Here is a 16,016-nt window from a genome sequence, read left to right as displayed (position 1 = left end):
ATAAAATTTATCATTCTCTATGTCATCAGATGCTTAATGCACTCGACTTAGATTAATACATTGATCTATACAGAAGAAAAATAAATTGTGAACCAATGCTTCTAAACAAACATTAATAGATCTCTTTCATAAATCAAAAAATGATCGTTATATTCATATTTAAATGGATATTGAAAGTTCCTTCTCCCTTTGGGAGAAGGTTAGGATGAGGAGGGATTTCTTGAAAAAAACCTCTCCCTGAGGAGCATGTGCTCCGCAAGTCTCCTACAAGGAGAGGGAATTTCCTTTGCAGTAATTCAAAAATGATTAATGAAAGAACCCTAATCTTTATAAAACTCTTAATTAGAATCTGTTATGTATTATCTCCACTACTTACATCAGCAACAATTTTTAAAATTAGCCGAGCTATAAATACAACAGACTGATCATGTTCAGTTTATACAATAAAAGGAATACCCAATAATGTGATTCATGCAGCAGGTAAACTCTTATGGCACATCCAGATGAAAACAAAGAACTCGAGGAAGCATTGAATGAAGAATTTCCAGAAGAGGAATTAGATCCGCAAGAAAAACAGGATCGGGAAATTCAACGTGGTCAATTAGGTGTAGATAAAGATCCTCAAATCAAACGAGATCAGATCCGTCAGAGACATGAGGATGAAGAAGATGAGAATCTATAGTCTTAGAAAGAGCTACATCATCACATCAGAATATAATAATCAGTTATTGATTCATTCCTGTGGTGCTTCCTCAACCTTCTGCTCTCTGGTATCACTTTGAATCAGGCCGTCAATCAGATTGATGGTACGATCACAGGTGGCGGATAAACGCGGATCATGAGTCACCAAAAGTACAGCGCAATCCCGTTCCTGATGCACCTTACGAAATAGCGCAAACATTTCTTCTGCAGTTTGCGTATCCAGATTTCCGGTTGGTTCATCAGCCAGTAATAAAGCCGGATTGGTAATTAATGCACGGGCAATTGCAACGCGCTGCTGCTGTCCACCAGATAGCTCATTCGGTTTACGATCAGCAAATTTTTCCAGTCCAACTGCTGCCAGTAATTCACGTGCCCTGTCAATCGCCTGTTGATCCGGTCGACCGTGAGTCAACATTAACGGCATTAAAATATTATTAAGTGCAGTAAATGCCTGAATCAGGTGGTGAAACTGGAAAACAAAGCCAATACTGTTGCCTCGTAGTGCAGTCCGTTCCGTATCTGTCATTTTACTGGTCGGTTGACCGAGCAGATATAATTCACCACTACTAGGTTGATCCAGTAAGCCCAGAATGTTCAATAAGGTACTTTTTCCGGAACCTGAAGGCCCAATCAGCGCAGCAAAATCCTGACGTTCAATACACAGGTCAATGCCGTGCAAAACTTCCACTTCATTTGGCTGACCAATGTTATAAGATTTTCGCAACGCCTCTAAACGTAAAACTTCCTGAAACTGCTCAGACATGGCGAATTGCCTCCACTGGATCCAAGGCCGCTGCACGACGTGCTGGTATCGCGGCTGCCAGCACACCGGTCAAAGTTGCCAATAACAGCGCTAAAAATACCAGTTCAATAGGTACAGGAATATAAAACAGGCCTGGCCCAAAATTATTAAATATCCATACCAAGCCATAGCTGGCAGAACTTCCGATTGCGGAACCAATAAGCCCAAAAATCGCACCCTGAAATAGGAATACTCTTAAAATTTGTATTTGGGTCGCACCGGTCGCACGTAGAATCCCAATTTCCCGGGTTCGTTGCACCACGTTAACCGACATGACGCTGGCAATGCCAAACGCGACTGAAACAGCGACGAAAATAATAATCATATTGGTCGAGAGACTCTGTGAGGAAATCGCATTCATCAACTGGGCATTGCTTTCAATCCAGCTTTCAGCCTGCAAGGACGTCAGGCGCCCGACCTGATCCGCAATCTGGTCTGCCTGAAACAGGTCCGTTACGCGTAGATCAATCACTGTCACCCCACCCGGAAGTAGCAACAAAGACTGCGCCTGTTTCAAATCCAGATAGACATAGCGTGCATCCAGTTCACGTACCCCTAGCTCAAAAATCCCGGCAATATTTACCAAAGTACTTTCTTGCTGGCCGGTATCCAGTCGTAATTTACTCCCTACCTGAACGCCAAGATCCTTGGCCAACTCGCTACCAATGACGACATCATCAGCACCGATCCGTAACTGACCACTCTGCAAGTATTCTTTTAAAGGAATAATCTGCTGATAACGCTCCAGATCAATTCCAACCAGCGCAACAGATTCGATCGCATCGCCACGCTGTACCAGAGCCGGCCCAGAAACAACAGGTGATACTGCGGTCAGAACGGGCAATTGATCCAGTGTGGTCACAATTTGCTGCCAGTTATTGATGGAGCGTAAGCGTTGCGCACGTTTATCTTCCAATACAAGCTGGATGATGCCTTCTTTGGTCGGTACGACCTGATTGACTTCATCTGGAGACAATAAACGGATATGTGCTTGCGTCCCTAAAGTCCGGTCAATCAGATTGGATTGCAGACCTTGAATCAATGCCGTAATAAATACGATCACAGCCACGCCCACTGCCACCCCGACAGTGATCATGATGGATTGTGAGCGGCCTTCGCGTAAGAAACTGACCGCAATTGTCCATTCGGTCCATAGCCGTCCGAAAAAGTTTTTCAATCGAGTTTCACCGGTATTTCATTTTTAGTACTGCTCGGGTTGGCAGGATTTTGGATTAAGATATTTTGCGGTTTTATCCGCACTCGTGTGTCATCTTCTAAAGAAGCATCCGGATTAGCCAGTACCTGATCGCCTTCTTTCAAACCTGAAGTTACTTCAGCCCGATCCAGACCACGCAAGCCTAAAGTCACTTGTTGACGTTGAACCTTGCCATTGCGTACCAGTAGTACCGTAGCTTTATCTCCTTTGAGACCGGTTAGCGCATCATTGGGTATGGCTAAAGCTCGCTCGCGGCGACCCGTTTCTACATTGACTGACACCGTCATATCCTGACGTAGGAAATCAGGTACCGGGTCTACAGTAAGTTTCAGCTCAACTGTTCCACGTTGCGGATCGATACTTGGGGCAATAAAGTTAATCCATGCAGGGAATGTCTGCTCCGGATAGGCATCAGCAATCACCGTTGCTTTTTGCTGTAACGCCAGTCTTGATAAATTACGTTCATCGAGTGGCACGCGAATTTCGGTATTGCCATTAATTGCAATCGTAAATAAGGTCTGTCCCGGCTGAACCAGATCACCCGGCTCTACATCGCGAGTCAGTACTGTGCCTGCGACCGTTGCACGAATTCTGGTTTTGTCCAGTTGAGCCTGAGCTACTGCAAGCTGCTCACGCAATGAAGCTTCTTCAACCTGTCCCTGTGCCAGTGCAGCTGCCTTGAGTCGTGCTGTTTCAAAGTTATTGCGTGCGACCCTTTCTGCTTCGACTGCCTGCTCAATTTCTTCAGCCGAAAGAATTCCTGGCTCGGCATTACGTCGACGGTTGGCTTCACGGCTGGCCTGCTCAAGTTGAGCTTTGGCCGAGGCTAATTCTGCTGTGGCCTGTGGACGTCGGCTTGTGGCTAATTCGATCAGTGCAACTTCTGCCTGACGTACTTGGACAGTCAATTCATCTGATTTTAGTACCACCAGCAGGTCGCCCGGTTTAACTTGATCACCTTCCTGAACGCGTCGTTCTAATACTATACCAGCAATCTCACTGCCAATTTCAGCACGGGATACTGTCGCTACACGTCCTGTTGCTACTACGTTTTGTACTAGAGGCATCGCCTTTAAGGTATAACTCGGTAATTCCGGTCCTTTCCACCAGCGAAAAAGTACAAACCCCACTATCAGAATCAGTAATATAACAATCAAAATTTTATAGCGAGCTATACGCACATGGACATCTCCGAGGATTTTTAACTGCATATTCAATTAAAAAGGTGTAGAAGTATTTAGTTTTTTTCGTAATATTTAATTTATAACAAGTTTTTATGATGATTTCATATGCCTTTGTACTCAAAATAGTCTACTTATAATGAAAGATAAAATTATTCTATGTAAATCTGTCTCGATTCATTTTGTGTAGCAAACATTATCAATCAAGAAAATATTGCTCATGAAGATATTTGTCTTGTCTACTCAAAAAAGGGTTTATAAGCATATTACTTATAAACCCTTGCGCCTAGATCCTGTGATCTGATCACCTATTAAAATGTAACCCGCTCATATCGACGATATTCAGGCTTCCAGAAATTCGCTTCAATTGCTTCTTTCAACGTTTCTATAGTTGCCTGAGGAGCCACCCCATCTTGTATTGCCGCTTGCGCAACTCTTAATGCAATCACCTTGGAAATCTGCTGAATCTGATCCAATTCAGGCAACAAATCTGCTTTCGGATCTTTCAATTTCGGTGAGCATTCAGCTAATGCATTGCTTGAGGCCATTAACATATTATTGGTCACTCGCTTCGCTCCAGATGCAATTACACCCAATCCAATCCCAGGGAAAATATAGGAATTATTACATTGCGAAATGTTATAAATCTCCCCCTGATAATTGACGGGTGTAAATGGACTACCTGTGGCAATTAATGCTTTCCCATCTGTCCACTGGATAATATCTGAAGGAACCGCTTCCACTTTGGAAGTTGGATTAGACAATGGGAAAATAATCGGATGCTCACAGTGCTCAGCCATCGCTGTAATGACATCTTTACTGAATAAGCCCGGCTGTCCAGATACACCAATAAGAACGGTAGGTTTCGCAAATTTCACTACATCAAGTAATGAAATCGTACTTTCCGCATCTGCCCATTTGACGATATTTTTTGGATCCTGAGCTAATTTTCGCTGGAAATCTAAAAGATTTGGCTGATTTTCTGTAATCAGACCAAAACGATCCACCATGAAAACACGTTTACGTGCCTGAGCATCCGTTAATCCTTCTGCTACCATCTGGGCAACAATCTGCTCCGCAATACCACATCCTGCAGAACCCGCTCCAAGGAAAGCCACGGTTTGGTCTTTCAGTTGCTTATTAGATGCATGTGATGCTGCAATCAGACTACCTACTGCAACTGCAGCCGTCCCTTGAATATCATCATTAAAACAGCATGCCTGATCACGATATTTCTCTAATAGTGGCATCGCATGATGTTGGGCAAAATCCTCGAATTGAATCAGAACATTTGGCCATCTTTTCTGAATGGCTTGAATGACCTGATCAACAAAATCAAAATATTCATCGCCACTAATACGTAGTTGACGCCAGCCCATATAGATCGGGTCATTTAATAGCTGTTGATTATTGGTTCCGACATCTATCGTAATCGGCAATGTATAAGCCGGACTAATACCACCGCATGCGGTATATAAGGCTAATTTTCCAATCGGAATGCCCATTCCCCCAATCCCTTGGTCACCCAAGCCTAAAATTCGCTCACCATCTGTAATCACCACAACTTTGACATTTCTACGATTGACGTTATGTAAGATCTGATCAATACCATCACGGTCAGCATAGGAAATAAATATCCCACGATGTCGGCGATAGATATCTGAAAAGCGCTGACAAGCCTCACCTACTGTTGGCGTATAAATAATTGGCATCATTTCACTTAGATGATTTTCAATTAAATGATAAAACAACGTTTCGTTGGTATCCTGAATGTTACGCAGATAAATGTGCTTATTAATATCATCATTAAAAGAACAGTATTGCTGATAAGAGCGCTGACTTTGTTCTTCAATAGACTCAATCACATGAGGGAGAAGCCCATGTAAATTAAAACTCTTTCGTTCTTCTTCAGTAAAAGCAGAACCTTTATTTAGAAGAGGCAGCTCAAGTAACGTATATCCTGCGTATGGAACATAAAGAGGACGTTTCTCTATCTGGCTTTTAGTCACTTTGTTTGACTCACTTCTGGAATTTGACATAAATCTCTGAAAATATCTTAATAAGTTATATATTTTTATCTTATCGCCACTTCTGATATTTTAGCTATTTTAATAATTAATACTAATAAAACGAGTATTTAGTAAATTAATGTCTTACAAAAAAACTTCATAAAATTGATCATTTCTTTCCAAAGATCTCGCAGATTCAAATACCAAGTGCGACATATTTGTAGTTAGTTGAAAAAGTTAGGTGTATTAAAATCATTAGACTTTTTTCAACTCGCAATTGGAAAGCACCCAATGAAGCAATACACCCAACTTTCTCAAGATGAAAGATACGAAATTTATGCTGCTTTGAAAAGCAAATCTTCAATCTCTACCCTTGCCAGGGAGCTTGGACGTTCTCGATCAACCCTTTATCGTGAGATCAAAAGAAATACTGGAAAACGTGGATATCGAGCTCAACAGGCAGAGAAATTTTCAAGTCAAAGACGATATCGATCCTCTTCACAAATGACAGATTTTGCTCTCGTTTATATTCGTTATCTGATTGGCTTAGATTGGTCTCCTGAGCAAATTTCAGGTGCTTTAACACAACGAGGTTGGCTTGATGTGCCTTCACATGAATGGATTTATCAGTATGTTTATCTAGATAAATCTAAAGGTGGTAAGCTCCACCTTCATTTAAGGCATCAAAAGAAATATCGTAAACGAGGTTATAAAAATACAGACCGTAGAGGCCAACTCGTTGATAGAACAAGTATTCACTGTCGCGATGAGGTCGTCGAGAAACGTCAACGCCTAGGTGATTTTGAAGGTGATACCGTGATAGGCAAGAATCACAAGGGGGCATTATTAACTCTGGTTGAGCGCAAAAGCTTGTATGTACATATCGTTCATTTGGGACAAACTAGAACCACAACTAAAACGATTTCGTGTGCTTTAGCATGTTTGCGCAGCAGTCATGCCTACAGTGTAACCTTTGATAATGGTAAGGAGTTCTCCGAGCACCGGCGGATAACGGAAGCAGGGATAGAGACGTACTTTGCAGATCCATACAAGTCGATTCAACGAGCCAGAAATGAAAATACCAATGGTCTGATCAGGCAATATCTGCCAAAATCATCTTCGTTTGATGAAGTGTCAAATGAACAAATAGAGCAGATAGAATTTGCTCTCAATCATCGCCCTAGAAAAACACTAGGCTGGTATACGCCTAGTGAAGTTATGGCTGGTTTTTATACTGTTGCACTTGCTGCTTGAATCCGCCTCTTAAAAAAATTTATAATTTTCATTTTTAAAACAGTAAACACCAAATAAGAAAAAAAGATCAAAATTCATTAAAATCAAATATATAAATAAAATAAACAAGATGAAAAATATTTAAATTAAATAGAAATTTCACACTTATGATCACATATTAACCAAGCGTACTTTTAATGTATTATTTTGTTAAATTTTATATATGCTTCTTATATTTTAAATTATTACTTTAAAGTTATTAGATCTCTTGCGAAAGTAAAAACCATCCCCATATAGATTTCATGAGATATCAGAACTTAAACCGTTTTTCAGATTCTGAATTCAAGCGCTTGGTTGGCGTACCTCGAGCAGTTTTTACCGAAATGGTCGAGGTTTTAGAAAAAGCAGAATCACTCAAAAAGAAATCAGGCCGTCCTCATACTTTAGCTATAGAGGATCAATTGTTATTAACACTCAATTACTTACGAAATTATAGCACTCAATTGGAGTTAGCAGCACACTATCATATCGCTGAAAGTAATGTGAACCGAACCATTAAAAAGGTTGAAGATGCCTTAATGAGATCAAGACGTTTTACTCTGCCAAAACGAAGCCTTACCACAACAGACGAACGCTTTAACTGGGTCATTATTGATGCGACAGAATGTTCAATAGAACGCCCGAAAAAAAAATCAGAGTAAGTTCTATAGTGGTAAAAAGAAGAAACATACGCTTAAAGCCCAAGTGATCTACCATCCTAAGAGTAAACAAATCATAGGATTAGATATATCGTATGGCAGTCAGCATGACATTAAATTGGCAAGGAAAACGGTTAAGAAATTCAAACATTGTGAATATGTTATGACTGATTTAGGGTACTACGGATTAGAGCAAGATGGCTTTAAATTATTGATGCCCATTAAGAAAAAGAAGAATTTTCCTTTATTTGAAGTTGAGAAAAAGTACAATAAAATGATTGGAAAAATACGCGTTGTGATCGAACACATTAATAGTCAATTGAAAACATTTAGAATCTTAAGTGAACGCTATCGAAATAGACGGAAAAGATTCGGTTTACGCATGAACTTAATTGCTGCACTGGTAAACCGAATCAACTTGCAATAACAACTTTCGCAAGAGGTCTATTAATTTACCTTGAATTAAATAGATAAAAACAATTAAATTTTAAGAAAAACTTAAAAAACATGAAATTATACACAAGGATAAAATAAATCATCGCTCCTAATAAGTAAGGCTTTAATAATATTTTATAATTTGGTGAAGGTTTCATCCCCAAAATGATCTATAGCAAAACTTAATGCCTAGATAGGAGCAGCAAGATTAGAATAATAAAATGAAAATTTCTATATGAGTAAATTAGATGATACAAAAAGGCTTAAAATAAAAAATATTATAATATTTAGAAGGTTTTAAAATCTTGGTAGGTATATCCAGACTCGAACTGGAGACCTCTACGATGTCAACGTAGCGCTCTAACCAACTGAGCTATACACCTAGAATGCTACGCATATTATAAATTTTTAAATCCTAAGACAAGTTTTTTCCTTTATTTTTCAGTGTATATGCACATTTTTTAAGCAAGTACTTGAATTTATTAATATCCTTTTCATCAGACCCATAAGCTGAAAATTGATTTTTCTCATAAAGTTTTATGGCTTCATCAAAAGGCATCACCTGATCTGAACTCAAAGTATCTGATATACGTATCATCCACTGTTTAAATGTTTCTGCAGGTTGCTTACGCATCTGAACAAGTAGCGAACGATTCAGTTGGTCTATAGCTTGTTCAAATGGTGAATTCTGTTTTCGCTTTTGAATATAAATCCATAAGAAATAAGATACGATCAGAAATGCAATACCTATGATAAGTATCCACACGGCTGCATAAGTAGATTTCAAACCAAGTTTAGACATCCAGCTGCGTTGTGAATCTGCATCATAGCCTACTACCTTACTTTGCCACTGATAACTGGCATAGTCACTCCAGATCCGCAATTTGGTCATCCACTGATATTGCTGCGCTGTCCATGCTCTACCTTCACCTAAAACTGTGGCATTTTCAGACATCAAGTTTTGCATACCGTTATCGATGCGTTGTGGGGCAATAATTGCTGTCGGATCAATCCGCTGCCATTGTTGATTTACCCAGACTTCTGTCCAGGCATGCGCATCCATCTGGCGTACCTCCCAACTCTTACCATCTGGCGCCAAGGAACCACCTTGATACCCTGTGACTACACGTGCCGGTATTCCTGCATAACGCATCAGCATGACAAAACTGGATGCGTAATGCTCACAGAAACCGCGGCGCGTATTAAATAGAAATTCATCCACCCGGTTTTGGCCTAAAGTTCCTGGGGTTAAGGTATAAACAAAATTATTCTGTCGATACCAGTTCAATACATTCTGAATATAGCGCTGAGGGCTATTATTACTCTGTTTAACTAAACTTGCTGCCAGTGCCTGAGTTTGAGAATCATACTGAGCAGGCGTTCGGGTATTCATATATTGCAGATAGTTAGCATTTAAATTGGGCTGCTCTACTTCTGTTCCAATCCAGCGTAGCTGAATGGGTTCCACTCGCTGGGTCAGACGGCGTGGCACAATCCCCCAATCATAACGGTTATAATAACGACGCTCTAAAGGGACTGATTTCTCCAATCCCATCACCCAGAGTACGGACGGATCTGAAGCCAGATACTGATAATCCCAACCCGCTGCTAATGGGACCTGATCACTCTGTTGGCGGAGTTGTGGCTGTTGATTGACTGCACTACTGGTCCAGGTTTGACCATCATATTCATCCAATACCAAGGCACGCCAGTATAATTCTGCACGCGGAGGTAGTTTACTTATATCACCTATAATTCGAAATGCTAATGCGCTGGACTGCGATAACTCGGCAATATCCCCCGGAGACATAGTGTCACTAATCCCGGTGACCCCTTTGTTTTCAGGAATGGGAATATGCCACATCGGCGGCAAACGTGGAAAGAAGATAAATAACAAGACAAAAAATGGCAGAGCATAGAATATAAATTTGCCAACATGTTTGGCATCTTGTCTTAATGCCCTCTCTTGAGCTTGAACATCCTGTTCAAATTCACTTACCTGAATACGATATAGGCCAATGAGACAGCTTAGTAAGCACAGCAGAATTCCAAAAGCCATAATAAAAGACTGGCTATACAGGAAAGTACTCGCCGCCACAAACAGGGAAAAATTAAATAAAATAATCAGGTCACGTTTAGTACGGGTTTCAAAAGCTTTGGCAAATAAGAACGTGGATAGCACAGCAACACCGGCATCCACGCCCAAAAAGCTTTGATGGGTAAAATAAATAACAGCAAGAGCTACGACTGTCAGCAACAGGGTCCATTTTTTAGGAAAAGTATTTTGCTTTCTAAGATTCAACCAGAGCAATACCAGCATCAGGGCAAAGATGATGCTGAGTCCTGCAGGCAGATAACTTACCTGTACAGCCAGAATCAAACTGAGACTGAGCAAAATGGCGGTGCGGATATTTGCATGTATCATGTTTATCCCCTTAAGCCTTTGCCAGTAAAAATTTGGCTTGCTGCATCTGTTCAGCTCCGTATCCTGAAGCCAGTTCCGTATGGGGCAAATGCAGGCTATACGCCAATTGCTGCTGCTCACATTGTTCGACCAGCCCCATCATCCATTCCAGCTTTTCTTCATGCGATGGGCTTGGCATATGTGCATAATGAATCTCGATACTGTGCTGGTTCTGATACTGTTCAAAGACTTTAATATACAAGCCCTGCCCACGCGCCACCTGTTTCCAGGAAACGGCTTGTAGTGATTCTCCTGCCTGGTAACTTCGTAGTTCTCGAAACTCATCCATTTCCGGGTCAAAACTTGGCAAATGCTGCTTATTTTCAGCAGTTGAATACTGGGCTTTCGGAGCCACCCATGCAAAGCGCTGGTGATAAAGATAGGTCCAGGCTCTCACCAATCCAAAGGGATAGACTGAATAAATCTGGATTGCCGGATAAACAAATTTTCCACGCTGTTCAGCATAAAAGGAAAGACTGAATTTTTGCTTGGTCTGATTGACTAACACCTTATAAAGCTGCTCATCTACCTGAATATACAGGTATCGTGATTGTGCGACCGGTTGCTGAAAATGAAAATGCAGATTCAGATCATGTCCCACCTGCCCGACTTCATCTGTCAGTAATTCGATACTTAAGCCATGCAGCTGTTTGAAGGTCAGATAAAAACTGATACACAGAACAGCACTGATTAGAAAACAAAACCCTAGAATCAGGTTATTGGCATAATTTACACCTGCAATAAAGGTGATAAAAATAAGGACCAGATACAGATAACCCTGCTGATAGATAAAGACCAGCACATCACGTTGTGAAAGCTGTTTTTGCTGTACAAACTGAAAGCGTTTACTTAGCCAGTTCTGCCAAAACTTCCCCAAGATCTGGCTCCTAGCTTATCGCCACTTGCTGCATAACATGTAAGGTTTCTGCCTCACTCAATCCTAAACGATGCGAAGCAACTGCCACAAACACAGCCTGCACATCATCCGGTGTAACAAAAGCACGATTCTCAATCAAGGCATGTGCCTGAGCGGCACGTTTTAATGCCAATAAGCCGCGCGTTGATAATCCATAACGGTTTTTTCGGGTTTCTTCAGCCAGATCCAGCAAATATTCCTGTATAGGTTCACTGATATAAATCTGATTAACCAGTCGCTGCAGTTCTAAAATCTGTTCTTCACGGAACACATGTATCAAGGTCGCAATCAGGGCAAAGCGGGATTCTTGCTGTAACAACAGTTTTTCTGCATGGCGTGATGGATAGCCTAAAGACAAACGCATTAAGAAGCGGTCCAATTGAGACTCAGGCAAAGCATAGGTTCCGCTCTGGAATAACGGATTTTGCGTTGCAATCACCCAGAATGGTTTAGGTAATGCATAGCGAATACCATCAACGGTGGCAAACCCTTCTTCCATGGCTTCCAGCAAAGCACTTTGCGTTTTTGGACTACAACGGTTAATTTCATCAGCCAGAAGAATCTGGGTAAAAATTGGACCCTGCTTAAACTCAAACTGATGTTCTTTCTGATTAAACATGTTGATGCCAATCACATCGCTGGCCAGCATGTCATTGGTAAACTGAATCCGTTGAAACTTTAAACCGGCAAGATGAGACAGACTGCTTGCCAATGTGGTCTTACCTAAACCAGGTAAATCCTCAAACAGAACGTGTCCACCGGCAATCAGGCAACACAGTGCCAGTCGAGTTTGTGCATGTTTATCCAAGACAATGGCATTTATTTCTTTAAGAAATTTTTCAATATTGGGAGCATAGCTGGCAATCTGCTGTTCAAGCTGAGTATTTATGTGCGATCGATCCTTGTTTTGTTCTTTTTTCATGCCCCAAATCACAGTTCCACCCTTATAAAAAACAGTGTACCCTTAACATACACTGATTTGCTTATTTTCTGAATATTTCAATTTTTTTAGCTTAAATATTACTAAGTCTACGCCGCTTGATTATTCTCAACGATCTCAATTTTCTCATTTTCATTGGCTTCCAATTGACAAAACAATGCAGCAAACTCAGGTTTAAGACTTTGATACAAACAAAAAACCCCTAATATAAAAAATGCAATAAACATGAAAGTTGCATCCATATAAAAACTCATACTGAGCTCAAGTTTTTGCCTAAATAACTTCGCAATACCTATCAAAATAAAGGGACTTGCGCCAAACAATGTAAGCCCAATATAAAATACAAGTCCTGCATAACTATTCAATTTTATACGCCAACTTTCCATCTGCTTAATCGGGACAATTCTTCCATCCTTTACCTCAATATCATTATCTATTCGATGATATAGTGCTGAGTGCACGACTAATATTTTTCCTTGTCAAAATATATTGAGCCATCTCTTTAGAACAATACTGACAACCGACTATCGCTTGTAATTGTTGCTCTTCACACAATCTTGAATAATCATCTTTGAATGCTCGAGATAAATAATTCTTTTCTTGTAATTGATGATTTTCCTCAAACTTTTGCATTAATCTTTTTTTGTTTAAATCTTTAATATCTAAGAAAAATTGCAACAACACCCTAGACTTATAAATCATCGCAATAAAGCCTATTGTGATCAAAATCGCTGGTGAAGGATTAGATATCACTGTATTTACAAGACTAATTAGTTCACTCATTTTTCACTTCTAGTTTTTTGTTACTTTAAATCATATTTCGTCTTGCAATTTAAAATCAAATATTAAATAAAAAAAGCGCCCCGAAAGGCGCTTTTTTTATTAATTCAAACTTAGCAAGGACATTTCTTCATGCCGCCACCAGCAGAGGGATAACGTGAATCCACACAGTGACGATAGAAGGCTTTGGCATCCATCGCTTCCAAATCTGGATGATGTTTTTTCATATGCTCCAGATAAGTCTGATAATCCGGCACTCCAACCATCAGACGGAAACTCTGCTGTAAACGTTGCCACAAGGTTGCAATCCGTGACCAGTTTTTCGGGTTCAGGATTAAATCCTTTTGCGACATCACGGTCATTTTAATGATCTTGTAGATCACTGCTTTTCCGCCTTTGGCAAATTTTAGATTCATAGCAGTCTCCTTAGTGATGTGCTGTCGGCTTGATCTCAGCAGGATCACGATAGATTGCTTCAGCTTCATGCACTGTTGGTTCCGGATTTGCAAGGGCACGGCGAATTACACCAATGGCAGCGAACAACATGACAAAAGCTACAATCATAAAGAAAGCACAAAGACCAGCATTGATCTGGTTTGCCATCGCTACCGTCTGCATTTCAGCCATGGTTTTTGCTGGTGCCAGAATTTCATTATTGGCAATTGCATTGTTAAAACGATCTGCCTGCGCCAGGAAACCAATTTTCGGATTTTCATGGAAAATCTTTTGCCAGCCTGCAGTCATCGAGGTAATAAACAGAAATACTGTCGGAATAATGGTGACCCAAACGTATTTCTGTTTCTTCATCTTGAATAGAATGACAGTACCCAAAATCAATGCCATCGCAGCCAGAATCTGGTTACCGATACCAAACAGCGGCCATAAGCTGTTAATACCGCCCAATGGATCTACCACGCCTTGATAAACGAAGAAGCCCCAACCCGCAACAGCGACAGCTGTACCTAACAAGTTCCCGAAAAAGTTATGCGATTGTTTTACTGCAGGAATCACGATACCCACGGTATCCTGAACCATGAAACGGCAGGCACGAGTACCAGCATCTACAGCAGTCAGGATGAATAATGCTTCAAACAGAATCGCAAAGTGATACCAGAACGCCATCATTTCACGGCTATTGAAAATTTCCGTAATGATATGTGCCATACCGATTGCAAAGGTTGGCGCACCACCGGTTCGTGACAGAATCGAGTTTTCACCCACTTCTTGTGCCAGCAAAGTCAAGGCTTCAGGGGTTACCACGAAACCAAGGGTACGCACCGCTTCTGCGGCACTTTCTGCCGTAGTTCCGAGTAATGCAGCTGGCGAGTTAATAGCAAAGTAAATTCCTGGATCCAGAATTGCAGCACAGATCAAGGCCATGATCGCCACAAAAGATTCCATCAACATGCCACCATAACCGATCATGCGGATATCGCGTTCATTGTTGACCAGTTTCGGTGTTGTGCCTGAAGAGACCAGCGCGTGGAAACCAGAAATTGCACCACAGGCAATGGTAATAAACAGGAATGGGAACAAAGAGCCTGCGAATACAGGACCTGTACCATCAACGAATTTGGTAATGGCAGGTAACTTCATTTCTGGCATTGCAAACAGAATACCAATCGCCAAACCCGCAATCACGCCAATTTTCAGGAAGGTAGATAAGTAGTCACGCGGTGCCAGCAGCAACCATACCGGCAGTACAGAAGCAATGAAACCGTAGATAATCAATGCCCAAGTCAGTTCAGTCCCTGAAAGAGTAAAGAATGAACCCCAGTAAGGATGTTGAGCAATGTTTTCACCATAGATAATGCCGAGCATCATCAGTACGAAACCAATAATAGAAACTTCTGCGATTCGACCTGGACGGATGAAACGCATATAAATACCCATAAAGATCGCGATTGGAATCGTTGCCGCAATACTGAATACACCCCATGGGCTATTCGTCAGTGCTTTCACAACAACTAATGCTAATACCGCCAGGATGATGATCATTACACCCAGCGCACCGAGCATTACAACAATACCAGCAAAAGTACCGAGTTCCTGCTTAGCCATCTCACCGAGTGAACGACCGTCACGACGAGTCGAGATAAACAGCACCAGGAAGTCCTGTACTGCACCCGCCAAAACCACACCCACTAAAAGCCAGATTGTTCCTGGCAGATAACCCATCTGTGCTGCCAGAATTGGACCCACCAGTGGACCTGCACCGGCAATCGCGGCGAAGTGATGACCGAAAAGCACTCCTTTATTGGTTGGTACATAGTCCAGACCATCAGCCAGACGATGCGCTGGCGTTAAACGGCGTTCATTGAGTTCAAAAACTTTATTGGCAATAAATAAACTGTAAAAACGGTAAGCGATGCTGTATACACAGGCAGCTGCCAGCACCAACCAGACCGCATTAACATGCTCTCCTCGGCTGAGTGCGAGAATCCCAAAGGATACTGCCCCGACAATGGCTACAATGAGCCACATAATTTTCGAAGTCATACTCGACTTCTGTTGTAAAGTTTCCATTCAATCCCTCATATCTGTTGCATTTAAATCAGCGTGATTCTTTTTGTTAGAGGTACTGCTGTTTTCCCTTGCGACTTTACGCCTGTTCTTTTTTATTGCCTCTAAGACTTTGGC

Annotated in this window: 14 protein-coding genes and 1 tRNA gene; 3 read left to right on the top strand and 12 right to left on the bottom strand. The window is 41.2% G+C overall.

Annotated elements, in window-relative coordinates; translation table 11 throughout:
* Positions 1–490 precede the first annotated feature (490 nt).
* Entirely contained in the window at positions 491–682 is a 192-nt protein-coding gene (locus tag IHE35_RS05170; protein WP_242789589.1) for a hypothetical protein, read from the top strand.
* A gap of 51 nt (positions 683–733) precedes the next feature.
* Here the strand turns inward: IHE35_RS05170 and IHE35_RS05165 are convergent, their stop codons facing one another.
* From IHE35_RS05165 to IHE35_RS05150, 4 genes are all read right to left on the bottom strand, one after another.
* Complete coding sequence (locus tag IHE35_RS05165; RefSeq protein WP_242789588.1) at positions 734–1,465, bottom strand: ABC transporter ATP-binding protein; 732 nt, start codon at positions 1,463–1,465, stop codon at positions 734–736.
* Complete coding sequence (locus IHE35_RS05160; RefSeq protein ID WP_242789587.1) at positions 1,458–2,681, bottom strand: FtsX-like permease family protein; 1,224 nt, start codon at positions 2,679–2,681, stop codon at positions 1,458–1,460. Before IHE35_RS05160 ends, IHE35_RS05165 begins: the two co-directional genes overlap by 8 nt.
* Positions 2,678–3,901: an efflux RND transporter periplasmic adaptor subunit gene (locus IHE35_RS05155; protein ID WP_242789586.1), complete on the bottom strand. Its 1,224-nt coding sequence runs from the start codon at positions 3,899–3,901 to the stop codon at positions 2,678–2,680. The genes IHE35_RS05160 and IHE35_RS05155 overlap by 4 nt, the downstream gene beginning before the upstream one ends.
* A gap of 311 nt (positions 3,902–4,212) precedes the next feature.
* Positions 4,213–5,940 carry an NAD-dependent malic enzyme gene (locus tag IHE35_RS05150; RefSeq protein ID WP_242789585.1) on the bottom strand — a complete coding sequence of 576 codons (1,728 nt, stop codon included), beginning with the start codon at positions 5,938–5,940 and terminating at the stop codon, positions 4,213–4,215.
* A 261-nt stretch (positions 5,941–6,201) separates the two neighbouring features.
* On the opposite strand from IHE35_RS05150, the gene IHE35_RS05145 reads away from it, so the two are divergent.
* Both IHE35_RS05145 and IHE35_RS05140 read left to right on the top strand, forming a co-directional pair.
* Positions 6,202–7,164, top strand: a complete 963-nt coding sequence (locus IHE35_RS05145) for an IS30 family transposase (protein ID WP_180182461.1) — start codon at positions 6,202–6,204, stop codon at positions 7,162–7,164.
* 281 nt (positions 7,165–7,445) lie between these two features.
* Positions 7,446–8,268, top strand: a protein-coding gene (locus IHE35_RS05140) for an IS5 family transposase (protein WP_242786769.1) whose coding sequence is annotated in 2 segments (ribosomal slippage) — positions 7,446–7,826 and positions 7,828–8,268 — 822 coding nt in all. Because the reading frame shifts where the segments join, the coding sequence is not laid out codon by codon here.
* A gap of 314 nt (positions 8,269–8,582) precedes the next feature.
* Here the strand turns inward: IHE35_RS05140 and IHE35_RS05135 are convergent.
* From IHE35_RS05135 to IHE35_RS05100, 8 genes are all read right to left on the bottom strand, one after another.
* Positions 8,583–8,659 (bottom strand) — tRNA-Val (locus tag IHE35_RS05135).
* A 32-nt stretch (positions 8,660–8,691) separates the two neighbouring features.
* Positions 8,692–10,701 carry a DUF3488 and transglutaminase-like domain-containing protein gene (locus tag IHE35_RS05130; RefSeq protein ID WP_242789584.1) on the bottom strand — a complete coding sequence of 670 codons (2,010 nt, stop codon included), beginning with the start codon at positions 10,699–10,701 and terminating at the stop codon, positions 8,692–8,694.
* 10 nt (positions 10,702–10,711) lie between these two features.
* Positions 10,712–11,617 (bottom strand): DUF58 domain-containing protein, encoded by a 906-nt coding sequence (locus IHE35_RS05125; RefSeq protein WP_242789583.1) that lies wholly within the window; start codon positions 11,615–11,617, stop codon positions 10,712–10,714.
* A 10-nt stretch (positions 11,618–11,627) separates the two neighbouring features.
* Entirely contained in the window at positions 11,628–12,578 is a 951-nt protein-coding gene (locus IHE35_RS05120) for an AAA family ATPase (RefSeq protein ID WP_242789582.1), read from the bottom strand.
* Between the two features lie 107 nt (positions 12,579–12,685).
* Entirely contained in the window at positions 12,686–13,057 is a 372-nt protein-coding gene (locus IHE35_RS05115; RefSeq protein ID WP_242789581.1) for a hypothetical protein, read from the bottom strand.
* Positions 13,026–13,379, bottom strand: a complete 354-nt coding sequence (locus tag IHE35_RS05110) for a hypothetical protein (RefSeq protein WP_242789580.1) — start codon at positions 13,377–13,379, stop codon at positions 13,026–13,028. Before IHE35_RS05110 ends, IHE35_RS05115 begins: the two co-directional genes overlap by 32 nt.
* 110 nt (positions 13,380–13,489) lie before the next feature.
* On the bottom strand, positions 13,490–13,792 hold the full coding sequence (locus tag IHE35_RS05105; RefSeq protein ID WP_242789579.1) for a YbdD/YjiX family protein: 303 nt from the start codon (positions 13,790–13,792) through the stop codon (positions 13,490–13,492).
* 10 nt (positions 13,793–13,802) lie between these two features.
* Positions 13,803–15,902, bottom strand: a complete 2,100-nt coding sequence (locus IHE35_RS05100) for a carbon starvation CstA family protein (protein ID WP_242789578.1) — start codon at positions 15,900–15,902, stop codon at positions 13,803–13,805.
* Positions 15,903–16,016: the final 114 nt, after the last annotated feature.

Source organism: Acinetobacter sp. ASP199 (genome assembly GCF_022700675.1).
GTDB lineage: Bacteria > Pseudomonadota > Gammaproteobacteria > Pseudomonadales > Moraxellaceae > Acinetobacter.
This window is presented reverse-complemented; position numbering and strand designations above follow the sequence as displayed.